This is a genomic window from Micromonospora sp. WMMD961 (assembly GCF_029626145.1).
GTDB lineage: Bacteria > Actinomycetota > Actinomycetes > Mycobacteriales > Micromonosporaceae > Micromonospora.
The window spans coordinates 843,143-858,478 of record NZ_JARUBJ010000002.1; the positions used below are offsets into that span (position 1 = coordinate 843,143).

Sequence of the window (15,336 nt, forward strand, 5' to 3'; positions counted from 1 at the left end):
TTCGTGGCCGGCACCGGACCGACCCGGCGCAGAGCCGTACGTGCAGGAGGGACAGTCAGCGATGACGCAGGTTCAGGCACGACCCGCCCGAGCGGCCGCGGACCGGTCCACGACAAGCTCGACGCCGCCGATCGACCGGCCAGATCGGGGACGCGTCGGCCCGGTGCTGGTGGGGCAACTCGTCGTGCTGGAGTTGTGTGTGCTCGGCGTCTGGGCCGCGTCGGCCGGGCCCGGCTGGGTGCTCGCCGCGGCAGGTGGCGTGGGGCTGCTGGTCGTCCTGGCCACCTTCGCCCGACGGGGTGGCCGCTGGTGGTTCGAGGACCTGCTGCTGCGGCGACGGTTGCGGCGTCGTGCTGAACGCGCCTCGGCCGCGGTGGCCGGTGGCACGGCGGTGGACCCACGGCTGGCCACACTCGCTCCCGAGTTGAGCATCATCGAGCTGACCGACCGGGGCACCCGGCTCGGCATCGGGCAGGACGCCCAGGGGTGGTTCGCCGCGGTCGCGCTGCAGTCCGTCAGCGGGGCCACGGTCGGGTCGGTGCAGGCGTCCACGGTGGACCAGGTGTTGCGGGTGCTCACGGATTTCAGCGCCCCGGTGTCCCGGGCCCAGGTCGTCGCACACACCCTGGTCTGGTACCCGGCGCCCGGCGCGCCGCCGGCCGCACACCGGACCGTCTGGGTGGCACTGCGGCTCACCGTCCGCGACGCTCGGGTCGAGGCGGTGAGCCGGGGAGGCGGGCTGCCCGGTGTACACCGGACCGTGGCTGCCGGGATCGGCCGTCTCGGCAAGGCGCTGACCGGCGCGGGCCTGGCCCACCGGCCGCTGGGCCGGGAGGAGTTGCGCGCTGCCATCGTCTCGGCCGCCGGCCTGGACCTCGGGCCGGAAGCGCCGACGGAGACCTGGCGAGCGCTGCGTGGCGGCGGGTGGACCCACCGGTGCATGGCACTGCGGGGTCGTTCGGACGCGCCGCTCGGCCCGCTCGTCGACGCGATCACCGCGACCTCGGCGCCCTCGCACACGGTGGCCGCCACGGTGTCGATGGACGGCCGGGTGGCGGCGCCGCTGCTACGGATCGCCGCGATGGACGGCCACGTCGACGCGTTGCTGAAGGTGGTCCGTGACGTGGCGCATCGGGCTGGCATGTCCACCCGACCGGTGGACGGTCAGCACGGACCGGGCGTCTACGCCAGCGCGCCGGTCGCGTCGGCGTTGGGGGCCTCCACCCGACCGCGACCGCAGTGACCGGGCGGACGGTCAGGGCCGGAGGTTGACGATCCAGCCGTAGAGCCCGCACACCCAGAAGGCGAGCGGGACCAGCGCGATGATCAGCAGGATCTCGACGATGTCGAGGAGCCTGCCCCAGACCGGCGAGATGCGCTTGCCGGCAACGGTCAGGCCGTAGATCAAGCTGATCACCGCAGCCAGCACCAGGCCGCCGAGGACCAGACCGAGCCTGACCGGCAGCGACCCGTCGGTGAAGGTCGCCGCAGCGGTCAGGCCCAGCCCCACGGTGCCGGCGAGCAGCACCGGGGCGCGCTGGGCCCGGCCCAGCAGCGGTCGGGCCCGCAGCAGCGACAACAGCGCCAGCACCAGGCACAACAGCACCGCCGCCAGCCGGCCGTCGACAGCCAGCACGAGTTGCGCGCCCAGTACCAGCAGCGCGACAGTCCACAACAGACCGGTCAGGAACTGGTCGGCACGTTCACTGCGCTGGAGCACCTGCCGGCCGTCCACCGACTCGGTGTCGGTCTTCAGGTCCTCCGGGCCGGTCGGGATCGACGGCACCGGCAACCGCGCCAGCCGGTAGGCCGTCATCGGCAGGGCCGGGACCACGCCGAACGCCACCGCGGCCACCACCGCGGCGGCGGCCGGCGCGTCGAGGCCGAGGACCAGGCACAACAGCGCGCCGAGGCCGGTCGCGGCGCCCACTCCGATCGCGGCGAAGAAGAGGGGGTACCGGTCACCGACCGCCAACACGGCAACGGCCCCGGCGACCACCGCGGCGGTCGCCGCCATCAGCACGTGCGGGCTGGCCAGGTCGGCCAGCGGCCGGTCGCCGGCGAGCAGCAGCAGACCGCCGGTGGCGGCGTGCGCCGAGCCGACGATGGCGAGCACCGCACCGGTCTGGCTGTCGCCGGCAGCTCTGGAGAGCACCGCCGCGCCGACCAGGAGTGCCACCGCGACCAGCAGGGCGGCCAGCGCACCCGGCAGGTGCGGTGGGCCGGCGAAGAGCGCGGCGAGTGCGCCGGCGCCGAACGCCGCCGCCGCGAAGACCACCGCGAAGGACCGGGTCGCACCGGCCTGCCAGGCCCCGGGACGTTGGTTGGTAGCGGTGGCGACCGCGTCCACCACATCGTCGAAGACGATTTCCGGTGCGGCGGCGGACCGAGGGTTGAAGTAGAGCACCTCGCCGTCGCGGATGCTGAGCTGCGCAGCGGTACGGCCACCGTCCAGCGGAGCACCGCCCAACCGGGACAGAGCCCAGCCGCCGTGCCGCGCGCCCTCGTCGGCCAGGTCCTCGCCGGCGTAACGCAACAGGGTGGGGAGCAGGTCCGCAATCGGCACGTCCGACGGCAGCGCCAGATCCATCCGGGTACGCGGAGCCACGATGGTGATCCGGCTCAGACCACCGGTCGCCGTCTTCGTCGCCACAGTGGCCTCCAGGTGTGCGTCTGCGATCGGCTGGCCGCGATGCTGCGGTCCGGGTCCACCGCGCCCACGGCAGATTACCTACGATGGCGGGCACGTACGATGCCCACCCGCGGGCTCCGATCCGCGACGGCACGTCATCAGGGCCGCTTCTGGGGAGGAGACAGCCGTGAGCACGGTGGTGTTCCGCCGGCTCCCGCGTCAGCCGGGGCCGGCCCTACCTCGGGGCGAGGTGCTGCTGGAGTCGCCCCCCGAGCTGCCCGAGCCGACCCCCCGCGGCATGGGGCAACTGCTCATGATCCTGCCGATGTTCTGCGGGGTCGGCGCGATGGCCTTCCTCTATGCCGGCAGGGGCGGCGGCATGATGACGTACGTCGCCGGCGGCCTCTTCGGCGTCTCGATGCTCGGCATGGCGATCGGCTCGCTGGCCAACAGCGGTGGCAAGGACAAGGCCGAGTTGAACGCCGACCGCCGCGACTACATGCGCTACCTGGCGCAGATGCGTAGGCGCACCCGGCGTGCCGCCGAGCAGCAGCGGGCCGCGATGGCCTGGCGGCACCCGGAGCCCGACGCGCTCTGGTCGATCGCCGCGTCCCGCCGGCTCTGGGAGCGGCGGATCACCGAGGACGACTTCGGCGAGACGAGGATCGCCCTCGGCCCGCAGCGACTGGCGGTCGAAATCGTCCCGCCGGAGACGAAACCGGTGGAGGACCTCGAGCCGATGAGCGCCATCGCGCTTCGCCGGTTCGTCCGCGCACACTCCACAGTGCCCGAGTTGCCGACCGCGCTGTCGTTGCGCGCGTTCAGCCGGGTGGTGCTGCGCGGCGACCGCGAGCCGGTGCTCAACCTGACCCGGGCGGCGCTCGGTCAACTGGCCACCTTCCACGCACCGGACGACCTGGTGGTCGCGGTGGTCGCCGCTCCGGACCGGCAGTCGTCGTGGGGCTGGGTGAAGTGGCTGCCCCACGCCCACCACAGCGCCCGTACGGACGCGGCCGGCGCGCGCCGGCTGGTCTTCGCCAGCCTGGCCGAGGCCGAGGCCGCGCTCGCCGGTGAGCTGGCGGCGCGACCCCGCTTCGCACCCGAGGCCAAGCCGCTGACCACCGCCGCGCACCTGGTCGTGGTCATCGACGGTGGCGAGGTCTCGCCGACCTGCCAGCTGGTGGGGCCAGGGTTGCTCGGCACGACCGTGATCGACCTGTCCGGCACGGTGCCGCGCGACGCCGGCCGCTGGCTGCTCTGCCTCGACGTGGCCGACGGCAGCTCGCTCGACCTCGTCCGTGGCAGTTCGTCGTCGCCGTTGGGTCGACCCGACCAGCTCAGCGCGGAGGCCGCCGAAGGGCTGGCCCGGCAGATCGCCCCCTACCGGCTGTCCCAGCAGCAGACCAGCAACGAGGAGCCGCTGGCCCGCAGCATGGAGCTACCGGACCTGCTCGGTGTGGGTGACGCCGCCACGGTGGACGTCCAGAACACCTGGCGTCCGCGCGGCCACCGGGACCGGCTGCGCATCCCGCTCGGCGTCGGCCCGGACGGCAACGTGGTCGAGCTCGACTTCAAGGAGTCCGCGCACGAGGGCATGGGCCCGCACGGTCTGGTGATCGGCGCGACCGGGTCCGGCAAGAGCGAGTTGCTCCGTACGGTGGTGGCCGCGCTGGCGGTGACCCACTCCTCGGAGGAGTTGAACTTCGTCCTGGTGGACTTCAAGGGCGGCGCGACGTTCGCCTCGTTGGAGGCGCTGCCGCACACCAGCGCGGTGATCACCAACCTGGCCGACGAGCTGCCGCTGGTCGACCGTATGCGGGACGCGCTCGCCGGCGAGATGGTGCGTCGGCAGGAGTTGCTGCGGGCGGCCGGAAACTACGTCTCGCGCTTCGAGTACGAGAAGGCCCGCGCGGCCGGCGAGCCGCTCGCCCCGATGCCCAGCCTGCTGATCATCTGCGACGAGTTCAGTGAGCTGCTCGCCGCCAAACCCGACTTCATCGACCTGTTCGTGATGATCGGCCGGCTCGGCCGGTCGCTCGGCGTGCACCTTCTGTTGGCCAGCCAGCGGCTCGAAGAGGGCAAGTTGCGTGGTCTGGACACGCACCTGTCGTACCGGATCGGTCTGCGTACCTTCTCCGCCGTGGAGAGCCGGATCGTGCTGGGCGTGCCGGACGCCTACGAGCTGCCGAACGCCCCCGGTCACGGCTACCTGAAGACCGACACCAGCACGATGCTGCGGTTCCGGGCCGCTTACGTGTCGGGGGCGTACCGGGCGCCGGGGCAGCAGGCGAGCGCCTCGCAGGCGTTGGTGCAGCGTCGGATCGTGCCGTACGGCCTCGACTTCGTTGCGGCCCAGCTTCCGCAGATGCCGGTGGCCGCCGCTCCGGAGCCGGAGCAACCGGCCGACGGCAAGGCCGTGGCGATGCTCGACGTGCTGATCGACCAGCTCAAGGGTCGAGGCCGCCCCGCCCACCAGGTGTGGCTGCCCCCGCTGGCCGATCCGCCGGGTCTGGGCGAGCTGCTCGGTGCGCTGGCCGTCGACCCGACCTACGGGTTGTGCACCGCGTCCTGGCCCGGGCGGGGGCGGCTGACCGTGCCGGTCGGTGTGGTGGACCGCCCGTACGAGCAGCGCCGTGACCCGATGATGGTCGAGCTGGCCGGTGCCGGCGGCAACGTGGTCATCGTCGGCCGTTCGCTGAGTGGCAAGAGCACCATGCTGCGTACGCTGCTCGCCTCGCTGGCCCTCACGCACACGCCGCGCGAGGTTCAGTTCTTCTGCCTGGACTTCGGCGGGGGCGCGCTGCGCAGCCTGGAGCGGCTCCCGCACATGGCGGGGGTGGCCGGTCGACGAGACGTCGAGGCGGTACGCCGGACGGTGGCCGAGGTGGTGGCCGTCCTGGACGACCGGGAGACGCGCTTCGCCCAGCACGGCATCGACTCGGTGGCCAGCTACCGCCGTCGCCGGGCTGCCGGCGAGTTCGGCGACGACCCGTTCGGCGACGTGTTCCTGGTGGTGGACGGCTGGAACACCCTGCGCCAGGAGTACGAGGAGCTGGAGCAGACCATCACCACGCTGGCCAACCGTGGCCTGGGTTTCGGCGTACACGTGGTGCTCACGGCCGTGCGGTGGGCGGAGATCCGGATCAACATGCGGGATCTGCTCGGCACCAAGCTGGAGTTGCGGCTCGGCGACGCGTCCGAGTCGGAGATCGATCGCCGGGCGGCGACGAACGTGCCGGAGAAGTCGCCTGGTCGCGGCCTGACCCGGGACAAGCTGCACTTCCTCACCGCGATCTCGCGAATCGACGGTCGTCGGGACATCGACGACCTCAGCGAGGCGTCGGTGTCCCTGGCCGGGCACGTGGCGGCGAACTGGCCGGGGCGCCCGGCGCCGAAGGTGCGGCTGTTGCCCCGCCGGCTGCCGGTGGACGAGTTGGCGCGGATCATCGACCGGTCGGCACCCGGTCTGCCGATCGGTGTCAACGAGTCGGCGCTCGCGCCGGTCTACCTGGATCTGGTCAACGAGCCGCACCTGACGGTCTTCGGTGACGCGGAGTGCGGCAAGACCAACCTGTTGCGGCTGATCGCCCGGGGCATCACCGAGCGGTACACACCGGCGCAGGCCCGCCTGGTGATCGCCGACTACCGGCGTGGTCTGCTGGGCGCGGTGGAGGGCGATCACCTGCTGGACTACGCCCCGTCCAACCAGGCGTTCGCGCAGGGGCTCGCCTCGATCCGCAGCGCGTTGTCCAACCGGCTACCCGGGCCGGACGTGACCACCGCCCAACTGCGTGACCGCAGCTGGTGGAAGGGCCCGGACCTGTACATCCTGGTCGACGACTACGACCTGGTCGCCTCCGGTGGCAGCAATCCGCTCAGCGCTCTGCAGGAGTTGCTGCCGCAGGCACGCGACATCGGTCTGCACCTGATCATCACGCGTCGGGTCGGCGGGGTGTCCCGGGCGCTCTACGAGCCGGTGCTGCAACGGTTGCGTGAGTTGGACTCCCCGGGGCTGCTGATGTCCGGTAACCGGGAGGAGGGCGCGGTCTTCGGGTCGCTGCGGCCGAGCCCGCAGCCACCGGGTCGAGGCACCCTGGTCCGGCGGCGGGACGGCCAGCAGCTGATCCAGACCGCGTGGGCCGAGCCGTCGTGACGGGCATCGGTCTTCGGTAGGGCGTCCTGGGCCGCCTCGGTCCGATTCACCACCATCCATCGGACGTCGGTGGTCAGGGCTGCGAGGGCTGGTCGGCTTCCGCTACGGTCTTCACTGGAGTGTCCGTCGGTGGGGTGTTGCTGCCTTGCCGCGGGGGAGGGGTGCGGCGGAGCCGCCACCACAAAATGACGGAAGGGTGTGAAGCATGGCGTTCGAGGTCGAAGCAGCGACTCTGCATACCGCCGCGAGTGACGTGCGGTCCACGCGCAGCGAGGTTGACGGCGAGCTGAAGAAGCTGTGGAACGTGGTCGACGACCTGGCAATGGCGTGGAAGGGCCAGGCGTCCACGGGCTTCCAGTCGCTGATGACGCGTTGGAGCGAAGACACCAGCAAGCTGCTGACGGCGATGGACAACATCGCCGATCTGCTCGACAAGTCGGGTACGACGCACCAGGTCAACGACGAAGAGCAGCAGCAGATGCTGGACAAGTTCCACTCTGCTCTCAACCCGTGATCCGCAGCCAGCAGAGGAGGAAATCGTGACGATCAAAGTTGACTATGCGGTCCTCGAGAGCAGCAACCAGCAGATGCAGGCCATCTCGAAGACCCTTGAGGAAAAGCTCGACACGCTGCGGGCCATGCTGACCAAGCTGCACTGGGACGGCGAGGACCGGGTTGCCTACGAGGCGCACCAGGCGAAGTGGGATGCGGCGGTGCAGGACATCAACCGGATCCTGAACGAGATCGGTGGTGCCGTCGGCATCGCGCGGGAAAACTACCTCACCACCGAGATGAGCAACTCGAAGGTGTGGGGCTGAGCGGTTCGCTGGTGTGGCTCCGGTCCGGTCGACCCGGGCCGGAGCCGCATTGTTTCTGGCCCCGGCGAGGTGCTGCGGACCGGCGGGTCAACCGGCTGTCGGTGCGTCGCTGCGTCGGCCCGGGCGCCAACCGCGCCGGCGGCCCCGGGTGACGATCGGCCGTCCGATCAGCAGCAGCACGGCGATCAGTCCGCCGATCAGTGCGGTCCAGATCGCGGCGCCACGTTGCCAACGCAGCGGGTCGTCCTGCGTCATCGGCATGGGGATCGCGCTGACGGGCGGGTTCGTCCGGGTGCCCAGCAGACTCGACACCGCCCGGTACGGGTTGATCATGCCGTAGCCGATGTCGGCGTTGTGGCCTTCCGGTGGGTTGTCGGCGGTGCGTTCCAGCCGTTCGGCGACCTGTTGCGGGCTGAGGTCGGGGTAGGCGGCCCGGACCAGCGCGGCCGCACCCGAGACGTACGCGGCGGCGTAACTGGTGCCGCCGTTCGGCTCGGCGCGGTAGCCGGCCCCGCGTGGTGCCGGCCCGATGATGTTCAACCCTGGCGCGGCGATGTCGACGTAGTCGCCGCTGATCGAGGTGCCGACGTGCCCGCCCGCCTCGTCGACCCCACCGACCGCCAGCACCCCGGGGTACGCGGCCGGATAACCCGGCCTGCTCTGCTGCCCCTCCTCCTGGTTGCCGGCGGCAGCGACCAGCACCACCCGCTCGGCCAGTGCCCGTTCGACGGCGGCGGTGAGTTCCGGGCCGGGAATGGTCGTCAGGGACAGGTTGATCACGTCGGCGCCCTGCTCGACCGCCCAGTCGATCGCGGCGGCGATCTGCTTGGGAAGCTGCGGGTCGTCGGTGTCCCTGAGGTCCGGCAGGACCCGGATGGGGAGGATGCGGGCGGCTGGGGCGATGCCGCTGAACGGGACGCCAGTGCCCTCCCGGCCCGCGATGATGCCGGCGATCATCGTGCCGTGCCCGACGAGGTCGCACTGGCCCTTGTTGGCCGGCAGACCGTTGAAGTCGCGACCTTCGAGCACCTGGCCGCTGAGCAGGGGGTGGGTTGCGGAGACGCCGGAGTCGATCACGGCTACCGTCACTCCGGCGCCCCGGGACAGCGGCCACGCCGAGGACGGTTCGAGCCGCCGCAGTGCCCACGGTGTCTCTGCCAGACCCTCCTCGCCCTCGGGACCGCAGCTGGAGGGTGCGGCGTTGGCCGGGGGCGGTGCCACCATGCCGGTGCCGAGCAGCACCGCCAGTATTCCACTGAGGACCGCGAGGGTGGTGTGGCGGGACGCGGGGGTCGCGCTCGACGGCGGGCATTCGCGCACCCGCAGAGATTACCGCTGTGCCCGTCCGGGCAACGGCCCGGCGACGAGAGTCAGGCCGGGGAGCCGACGTCGGCGGTCGGCGTATCGGCGAACAGTGCGAGCAGCGCGCCGACCTGGCGGTCGGCTTCGGCGGGATGCCGGAACCGGCCGGCCGGGTTGAGGGTGTATTCGTTGCGCCGTCCGACGCGGGTGCGGTGCAGGTATCCGTCCGCCTCCAGGTCGGCGACGATCGCCTGCGCGGCGCGCTCGGTCACCCCGACCTCGGCGGCGACATCCCGCAGTCGGGCGGTGGGGTCGCGGGCGATGGCCAGCAGAACGTGGCCGTGGTTGGTGAGGAACGTCCAGTTCCGCCCGCTGCCGGCCGACGTGTTCGCCATCGTGTGACCGCCTCTCCGGATGCCGCTCTCGTAGCGTCGCCCACGGGTCGTGTCGGGGTCAACGTATGAAATCTATATCACGCATCCCTTGACGCGTCTTTCGGTGCGTGTGACGGTGGACCCCGAGCCAGCGCTCGCCGCCGGCCCGCCTGAAGCCGTTTGACCAGGTCAGATGCGTCGAGACGAGGTGCGGGGAATGAGTCATTCCGGAACGATCGGCGGGCAGCCAGGGCTGCAGCGGACCACCGACCGGGCACCCGCGCTGAGCGAGCCGGTCCGGGCGTACGCCGAGTTGGTCGCCGGTAACCGGCGCTTCGTCGACGGTGCCCCTCGCCACCCGAACCAGGACGCCGGGCGCCGGGCCGCCGTGGCCGACGGGCAGCACCCGTTCGCGGTGATCGTCGGCTGTTCCGACTCCCGCCTGGCCGCCGAGATCATCTTCGATCGCGGGCTGGGTGATCTGTTCGTGGTCCGTACCGCCGGCCACACCGCCGGCCCGGAGGTGCTCGGCAGCGTGGAGTACGCGGTGACTGTGCTCGGCACCCCGCTGGTGGTGGTGCTCGGACACGACTCGTGCGGCGCGGTGCAGGCGGCCCGGGAGTCCGCAGCGACCGGCACCCGACCGCCGGGCCACCTGCCCGCGGTGGTCGACGCCGTGCTGCCCAGTCTGCGCCGGGCCGAGGCCGAGGGTGTGCAGGACATCGACGGCATCGTGGACATCCACATCGCACAGACCGTCGAGACCCTGCTCGGGCAGTCGCCCGTGCTGGCCGACGAGGTGGCGCAGGGGCGGTGCGCGGTAGTGGGTGTGTCGTACCGGCTCGCCGCTGGAGAGGCACGCCCGGTGGCCGCGGTGCCGGCCGGCTTCACGACCCTCGCCACCGACCCGGCCGCGCCTGCCGCCGCCTGACGCGACGAGGGCCGCCCCGCGAAGCGGAACGGCCCTCGCGTCGAGGATCCGGCGGGTCAGAGCAGCGACATGTGGACGTGGTCGGTGTGGTTCGACGGCCCGCTGTACGAACTCCAGCCGGTCGCCGGGAACCAGATCTGCCGGTTCCAGATCACGTAGTAGATGCCCAGCCGGTCGGCGTTACGGATGAGGAAGGCGGCGACATTGTTGCCGTACTTCCGGGTGTCGTCGTTGTGCCACGGGGCGAAGCCGCTCTTCTGCAGCGACCAGTCGCAGGCGCGGCCCTTCGGGTGCTCCCACGGCCCGCCGGAGCGGTAGCAGCCGACGAACCGGTTGAAGCCGGCCGCCCTGACCTCCTTGTACGCGTGCAACGTGCGGGGCGTGACGCAACCGGACGTGGTCGGGTCCTTCTCGCTGCACGACTGCGGCTTCCAGTCACCGTCGGCGGTGCGACCCGGGCCGATTTTGGCAACCTTCGAGGTGGCGTCCACCAGGCCGCCGGTGAAGCCCTTGCCGCCGACGAGGGAGAGCGCCTTGTCCGCCTCGCTCTTCCGCTTCGCCATCAGGGCGGTCTGCTTCTGCTGCTCGCGGACCTCCGCGTCGAGGGCCAGCTTGGCCTGCTCGGCGCGGGCCTTCACCGTGTTGACCTCGGCGAGCTTCTTCTCGTGCACCATGTTCAGCTCGTCGAGCAGTGAGGCGCGCTGGACGAACGAGTCGGGAGCCTCGCTCTCCAGCAGCACCGCGAGCGCGCCGATGCGGCCGGTCCGGTACGACTGGGCGGCGATCTGCCCGACCTGCGGCGTCAACGCGTCCAGGTCGGCCTGGGCCCGATCGACCTCCTGCGCCAGCTCACCCTGCCGCTTCTTGGATTTGTCCAGTTGGGACTTGGCTGCGGAGTAGTCGCGGTTGGCCTGCTCGATGACGTCGGTGAGCAGCTGCGGCTCGTCGTCCTCCTCGTGCCCGGACGGGGTGGGAGTCGTCGGGGCGGCGTGGGCCGGGAGGGGCCCGGCGAGCATGGTCAGTGCGGCGATCACGGCCACCACGGGTGTCAACCAGCGGCGTAGGGGTGCCGTCACAATGTTCCCTTCCGTCGACCGCCGACCGGGTTAGCTGACGGGTTCGGGGCGGAAGTGGCCCCTACCGCTGACGCGGATTCACCCCACGTAACTGGGTCCCCGGCTCGCCGGTTGGCGATTGGGCGGTGGCACCGCAGGCGCCGCTTCGCGCCTTCATCGGTGACCGGCAGCGAGGTTACCCGAGAGTCGACCGGCTGAGCTATGCCTGGATGCCGACCAAAAGTGTCATTTCGCCATAGCGTTGAGTGACCAGTGACGTGGTTCTCAGGGTGGAGGCCCGATCTGGTCACGCTGAGGAGTGTCACCATGTCGTATCCGTGCTCCTGTTCGGCTCCGGCCACCGGTCGGCGGCGGTGGATGGGGGTGAGGTCCGCGTCGGGTCCGACTCGTCGGGGTGACCCGTTCGCGGTGAGATCAGTGCGGCCAGTGCCTCCGCCCGGTCCGTCTGCGGTCGCGGGGCGGGAGCGTCGGCGGGCGACGTGGTGTCGGTGCGACCGGCGGCGGTCACCATTGCGGCCAGCCCGGTGGTCAGCGGCACCGCGGCGATCAGGCCGAGGGTGGCGACCGCGCTGCGGACGATCTCCTGGGCGAGGAACTCGCTGGTCAGGATCTGCCCGATCGGCCGCGCGTCGGCGGTGAGCAGGAGCAACAACGGCAGCGACGCGCCCGCGTACGCCAGCACGATGGTGTTGACAGTGGACGCGATGTGCGCTCGACCGACCCGGGTTGCCGCACGGTACAGCTGCAACCGGGTCAGCCCAGGGTTGGCGTACGCCAGCTCGGTGACGGTGGCCGCCTGGGTGACCGTGACATCGTCGAGCACCCCGAGCGATCCGATGATGATTCCGGCGAGCAGCAGGCCGTGCAGGTCCACGTCGCCCTGGAACATCGAGAGGGTGGTGGCCTCCTCGCTGCCGAAACCGGTGAGGTGGGTCGCGGCGGTGGCGATGGTGGCGAGCACGCCGGTCAACACCAGGCTGCCCAGGGTCCCGAGCACCGCGACCGAGGTCTGTGCGGTGACCCCGTGCGTCAGGTAGAGCACCACGAACATGATCAGAGCGGCGCCGACCACGGCGACCAGCAGGGGCGACCTCCCCGCGCTGATGCCCGGCAGCACGAAGGTGAGCAGGATCGCGAAGCTGGCGGCCAGCCCGGCGAGCGCGGCCAGGCCCCGCCACCGACCGAACGCGACGATCGCGGCGGCGAAGACCACCGCCAACCACAACAGCGGGGTGCCCCGCTGGTGCTCGGCGATGTTCCAGTTGCTGATGGTGGGATCGGTGGGGTCGGTCAGCTCCACCAGGATGATCTCGTCGCCGACCTCGACCCGGGGCGCTCCGGGCCCGTCCGGCACCGGCGTGCGTACCTGCTGGCCGGCCGACGGTCCGTCGTCCACGCGGACGTCGACAGTGCCACAGCGCCCGTCGCCGACGCGCGGTGTGCCCTCGGGTGTCGACGGCGTCGGCGGGCACGGCTCGGTCACCACCCGGGTCACCGTGCCGGGGTAGCGCGGCACGTCCGCCCCGCCGTCGGACTGTGGCGAGCCGCCGCGCGGCCAGAGGAGCACGGCCGCGAGCACCGTGGCGACGAAGAGGGGCACCACGGTCATGACGAGGATCCGTCGGACCCGGGGCGGGGCGGACGGAGCGGGACGGGTGTGGTCGGAACCCACTGTGAGACTCCCAACGATCCGGTGCGGGGTACGTGTCAGTGGGCCGGTCGGTTCACCGTCACTGTCGAAACCCGGTGGAAGAACGCGACCGTTCGCCGGCTGACGACCGCTTGATCACGGACGGTCAGCGCCGGGCCCGAACGGCCAGCCGCGACGCCGCCGCGAAGCGGCGCCGGTGCCTGTTCGTGCCTCGGTCTACGGGGGGTCATCGTGGGGAATGCTAACCAGGGAGGCTGGGAGATCGCAGGTCGTGACGGAGTGTCGGTGGTCGAACCGCGCGCGGGGAGGTTCCCGGACCGGCATGTTGGAGACATGCCCGTACCGTCACCGCACGACCCTGGACGGCACGCCCCGGCCGCGCCGTCGCAGCACGACGAGCACGCCGGGCACGACAAGCACGCCGGACACGATCCCGGGATGTTCCGCCGTCGCTTCTGGGTCTGCCTGGCTCTCACCGTCCCGGTGGTCCTGAGCAGCCGCCTGGTGTCGGACCAGTTGGGTCTGAGCTGGGACGTTCCCGGTCGCTCCTGGGTGGGCCCGGTGCTCGGCTCGGTGGTGTTCTGGTGGGGCGGTTGGCCGTTCCTCGTCGGTGCGGTGCGGGAGGTGCGGGACCGGGCACCCGGAATGATGCTGCTGGTCGCGATGGCGATCACCGTGGCCTACACGGCGTCACTGGCGACCAGCGTGGGTGCCTTCGACCTGGACTTCTGGTGGGAGTTGGGAGCGCTGGTCACCATCATGTTGCTCGGGCACTGGCAGGAGATGAAGGCCATCGGGCAGGCCCGGGGAGCACTCGCGGCGCTGGCCGCGTTGTTGCCGGACGAGGCCGAGCGGGTCGCGGCGGACGGGCAGGTCGAGGCGGTGCCGGTGTCCGGCCTGCGGGTCGGTGACGTGGTGCTGGTCCGCCCGGGCGGTCGGGTGCCGGCGGACGGTCGGGTCGTCGACGGCGCCGCCGAGCTGGACGAGTCGATGATCACCGGTGAGTCACGGCCGGTCGCCCGGTCGACGGGTGAGCGGGTGGTGGCCGGCACCGTGGCGACCGACTCGGCGATCCGGGTCCGCGTCGAGGCGCTGGGTGAGCAGACCGCGCTTGCCGGCATCCAACGGATGGTCGCGCAGGCCCAGGGTTCCGGCGGACGGGCTCAACTACTGGCCGACCGGTTCGCCGCCGCGCTGTTCTACGTGGCCACCGGCACCGCCGTGCTGACCGTGCTGGTCTGGACCGCGCTCGGTCGCCCCGACGAGGCGGTGGTTCGCGCGGTCACCGTGCTGGTGATCGCCTGCCCGCACGCGCTGGGTCTGGCCATCCCTCTCGTCGTCGCGCTCTCCACCGCGTTGGCCGCGCGGTCCGGGATCCTGGTCAAGGACCGGTTGGCGTTGGAGCGGATGCGGAGCGTCGGTGCGGTGCTCTTCGACAAGACCGGCACGCTGACCCGGGGCGAGCACGTGGTGACCGACACGGTGACGATGCCGGGTGTCGAGCAGGACGAGGTGCTGCGGATCGCGGCGGGCGTCGAGTCGGACAGCGAGCATCCGCTGGCCCGGGCGATCGTGGCGGCGGCCGGGTCCGCCGGCCCGCTCCCGGCCGCCGGGTTCCGGTCGCTGCCGGGCCGCGGCGTGCGGGCGACGGTCGACGGCACGGAGTACGCGGTCGGCGGTGCGGCCCTGCTGCGGGAACTGGGCCTGTCCCTCCCGACTGAGCTGGAGGCGGCGACCGGGCGGTGGTCGGCGCGGGGGGCTGCGGTGCTACACCTGGTGCGGCTGCCGGAGACCGTGCTCGGCGCGTTCGCGCTGACCGACGAGGTGCGCCCGGAGGCTCGGCGGGCCGTCGACGAGCTGCGTGCCGAGGGCGTCCGGACCATCGCCATGATCACGGGTGACGCCCGGCCGGTGGCCGAGGCGGTCGCGGCCGAACTCGGTTTCCGGCCCGGCGTCGACGAGGTCTTCGCCGAGGTGCTGCCGGCGGAGAAGGACGACCGGGTGACCGACCTGCAACGGAGAGGGCTGACCGTGGCGATGGTCGGCGACGGGGTGAACGACGCACCGGCGTTGGCCCGGGCGGACGTCGGCGTCGCGATCGGCGCGGGCACCGATGTGGCGATCGAGTCCGCCGGGGTGGTCCTGGCGTCGTCGGACCCGCGCGGGGTGGGGGCCGTGGTCCGGCTCTCCCGGGCGTCGTACCGCAAGATGCGACAGAACCTGGCCTGGGCGGCGGGCTACAACGTGGTGGCGCTGCCGCTGGCGGCGGGGGTGCTGGCCGGGGCCGGTGTGGCGTTGAGCCCGGCGCTGGCGGCGGTGCTGATGTCCGCGTCCACCATCGTGGTGGCGCTCAACGCGCAGTTGCTCCGCCGGGTCCGTCTCGACGCGGACTGAGAGTC

General features: G+C 71.9%; 11 protein-coding genes and 1 riboswitch. Of the genes, 6 read left to right on the top strand and 5 right to left on the bottom strand.

Annotation, left to right across the window (positions count from 1 at the left end):
• Nucleotides 1–61 precede the first annotated feature (61 nt).
• Complete coding sequence (locus O7614_RS04085) at nucleotides 62–1,243, top strand: type VII secretion protein EccE (protein ID WP_278137153.1); 1,182 nt, start codon at nucleotides 62–64, stop codon at nucleotides 1,241–1,243.
• 12 nt (nucleotides 1,244–1,255) lie between these two features.
• On the opposite strand, the gene eccD is transcribed toward O7614_RS04085, so the two are convergent.
• Nucleotides 1,256–2,653, bottom strand: coding sequence for a type VII secretion integral membrane protein EccD (eccD, locus tag O7614_RS04090; RefSeq protein ID WP_278137154.1), 1,398 nt, complete (start codon nucleotides 2,651–2,653; stop codon nucleotides 1,256–1,258).
• Between the two features lie 166 nt (nucleotides 2,654–2,819).
• Between eccD and eccCa the strand changes: the two genes are divergently transcribed.
• From eccCa to O7614_RS04105, 3 genes are all read left to right on the top strand, one after another.
• Nucleotides 2,820–6,785: a type VII secretion protein EccCa gene (gene eccCa / locus O7614_RS04095; RefSeq protein WP_278137155.1), complete on the top strand. Its 3,966-nt coding sequence runs from the start codon at nucleotides 2,820–2,822 to the stop codon at nucleotides 6,783–6,785.
• A gap of 205 nt (nucleotides 6,786–6,990) precedes the next feature.
• Nucleotides 6,991–7,299 (top strand): WXG100 family type VII secretion target, encoded by a 309-nt coding sequence (locus O7614_RS04100; RefSeq protein ID WP_088951260.1) that lies wholly within the window; start codon nucleotides 6,991–6,993, stop codon nucleotides 7,297–7,299.
• Nucleotides 7,300–7,324: 25 nt separating this feature from the next.
• On the top strand, nucleotides 7,325–7,603 hold the full coding sequence (locus O7614_RS04105; RefSeq protein WP_278137156.1) for a WXG100 family type VII secretion target: 279 nt from the start codon (nucleotides 7,325–7,327) through the stop codon (nucleotides 7,601–7,603).
• Nucleotides 7,604–7,690: 87 nt separating this feature from the next.
• Here O7614_RS04105 and mycP read toward each other — a convergent pair whose 3' ends face one another.
• Nucleotides 7,691–8,923: a type VII secretion-associated serine protease mycosin gene (mycP, locus tag O7614_RS04110; protein ID WP_278137157.1), complete on the bottom strand. Its 1,233-nt coding sequence runs from the start codon at nucleotides 8,921–8,923 to the stop codon at nucleotides 7,691–7,693.
• 50 nt (nucleotides 8,924–8,973) lie between these two features.
• Nucleotides 8,974–9,300, bottom strand: coding sequence for a MarR family winged helix-turn-helix transcriptional regulator (locus tag O7614_RS04115; RefSeq protein WP_278137158.1), 327 nt, complete (start codon nucleotides 9,298–9,300; stop codon nucleotides 8,974–8,976).
• Between the two features lie 196 nt (nucleotides 9,301–9,496).
• Here O7614_RS04115 and O7614_RS04120 point away from each other — a divergent pair, with 196 nt between their 5' ends.
• Complete coding sequence (locus tag O7614_RS04120) at nucleotides 9,497–10,210, top strand: carbonic anhydrase (RefSeq protein WP_278137159.1); 714 nt, start codon at nucleotides 9,497–9,499, stop codon at nucleotides 10,208–10,210.
• A 56-nt stretch (nucleotides 10,211–10,266) separates the two neighbouring features.
• Here O7614_RS04120 and O7614_RS04125 read toward each other — a convergent pair whose 3' ends face one another.
• Nucleotides 10,267–11,286: a hypothetical protein gene (locus O7614_RS04125; RefSeq protein WP_278137160.1), complete on the bottom strand. Its 1,020-nt coding sequence runs from the start codon at nucleotides 11,284–11,286 to the stop codon at nucleotides 10,267–10,269.
• 4 nt (nucleotides 11,287–11,290) lie between these two features.
• Nucleotides 11,291–11,421: riboswitch (cyclic di-AMP (ydaO/yuaA leader) on the bottom strand.
• Between the two features lie 166 nt (nucleotides 11,422–11,587).
• Nucleotides 11,588–12,958, bottom strand: a complete 1,371-nt coding sequence (locus tag O7614_RS04130) for a YibE/F family protein (RefSeq protein WP_278137161.1) — start codon at nucleotides 12,956–12,958, stop codon at nucleotides 11,588–11,590.
• Between the two features lie 312 nt (nucleotides 12,959–13,270).
• Here O7614_RS04130 and O7614_RS04135 point away from each other — a divergent pair, with 312 nt between their 5' ends.
• Nucleotides 13,271–15,331, top strand: a complete 2,061-nt coding sequence (locus O7614_RS04135; protein ID WP_278137162.1) for a heavy metal translocating P-type ATPase — start codon at nucleotides 13,271–13,273, stop codon at nucleotides 15,329–15,331.
• The last annotated feature ends 5 nt before the right edge of the window (nucleotides 15,332–15,336 follow it).

Excerpts from the sequence above, each read along its gene's own strand:
- O7614_RS04135 (WP_278137162.1), top strand. The coding sequence starts at position 13,271 with ATGCCCGTACCGTCACCGCACGACCCTGGACGGCACGCCCCGGCCGCG.
- O7614_RS04085 (WP_278137153.1), top strand. The coding sequence starts at position 62 with ATGACGCAGGTTCAGGCACGACCCGCCCGAGCGGCCGCGGACCGGTCC.
- O7614_RS04100 (WP_088951260.1), top strand. The coding sequence starts at position 6,991 with ATGGCGTTCGAGGTCGAAGCAGCGACTCTGCATACCGCCGCGAGTGAC.
- O7614_RS04120 (WP_278137159.1), top strand. The coding sequence starts at position 9,497 with ATGAGTCATTCCGGAACGATCGGCGGGCAGCCAGGGCTGCAGCGGACC.
- O7614_RS04115 (WP_278137158.1), bottom strand. The coding sequence starts at position 9,300 with ATGGCGAACACGTCGGCCGGCAGCGGGCGGAACTGGACGTTCCTCACC.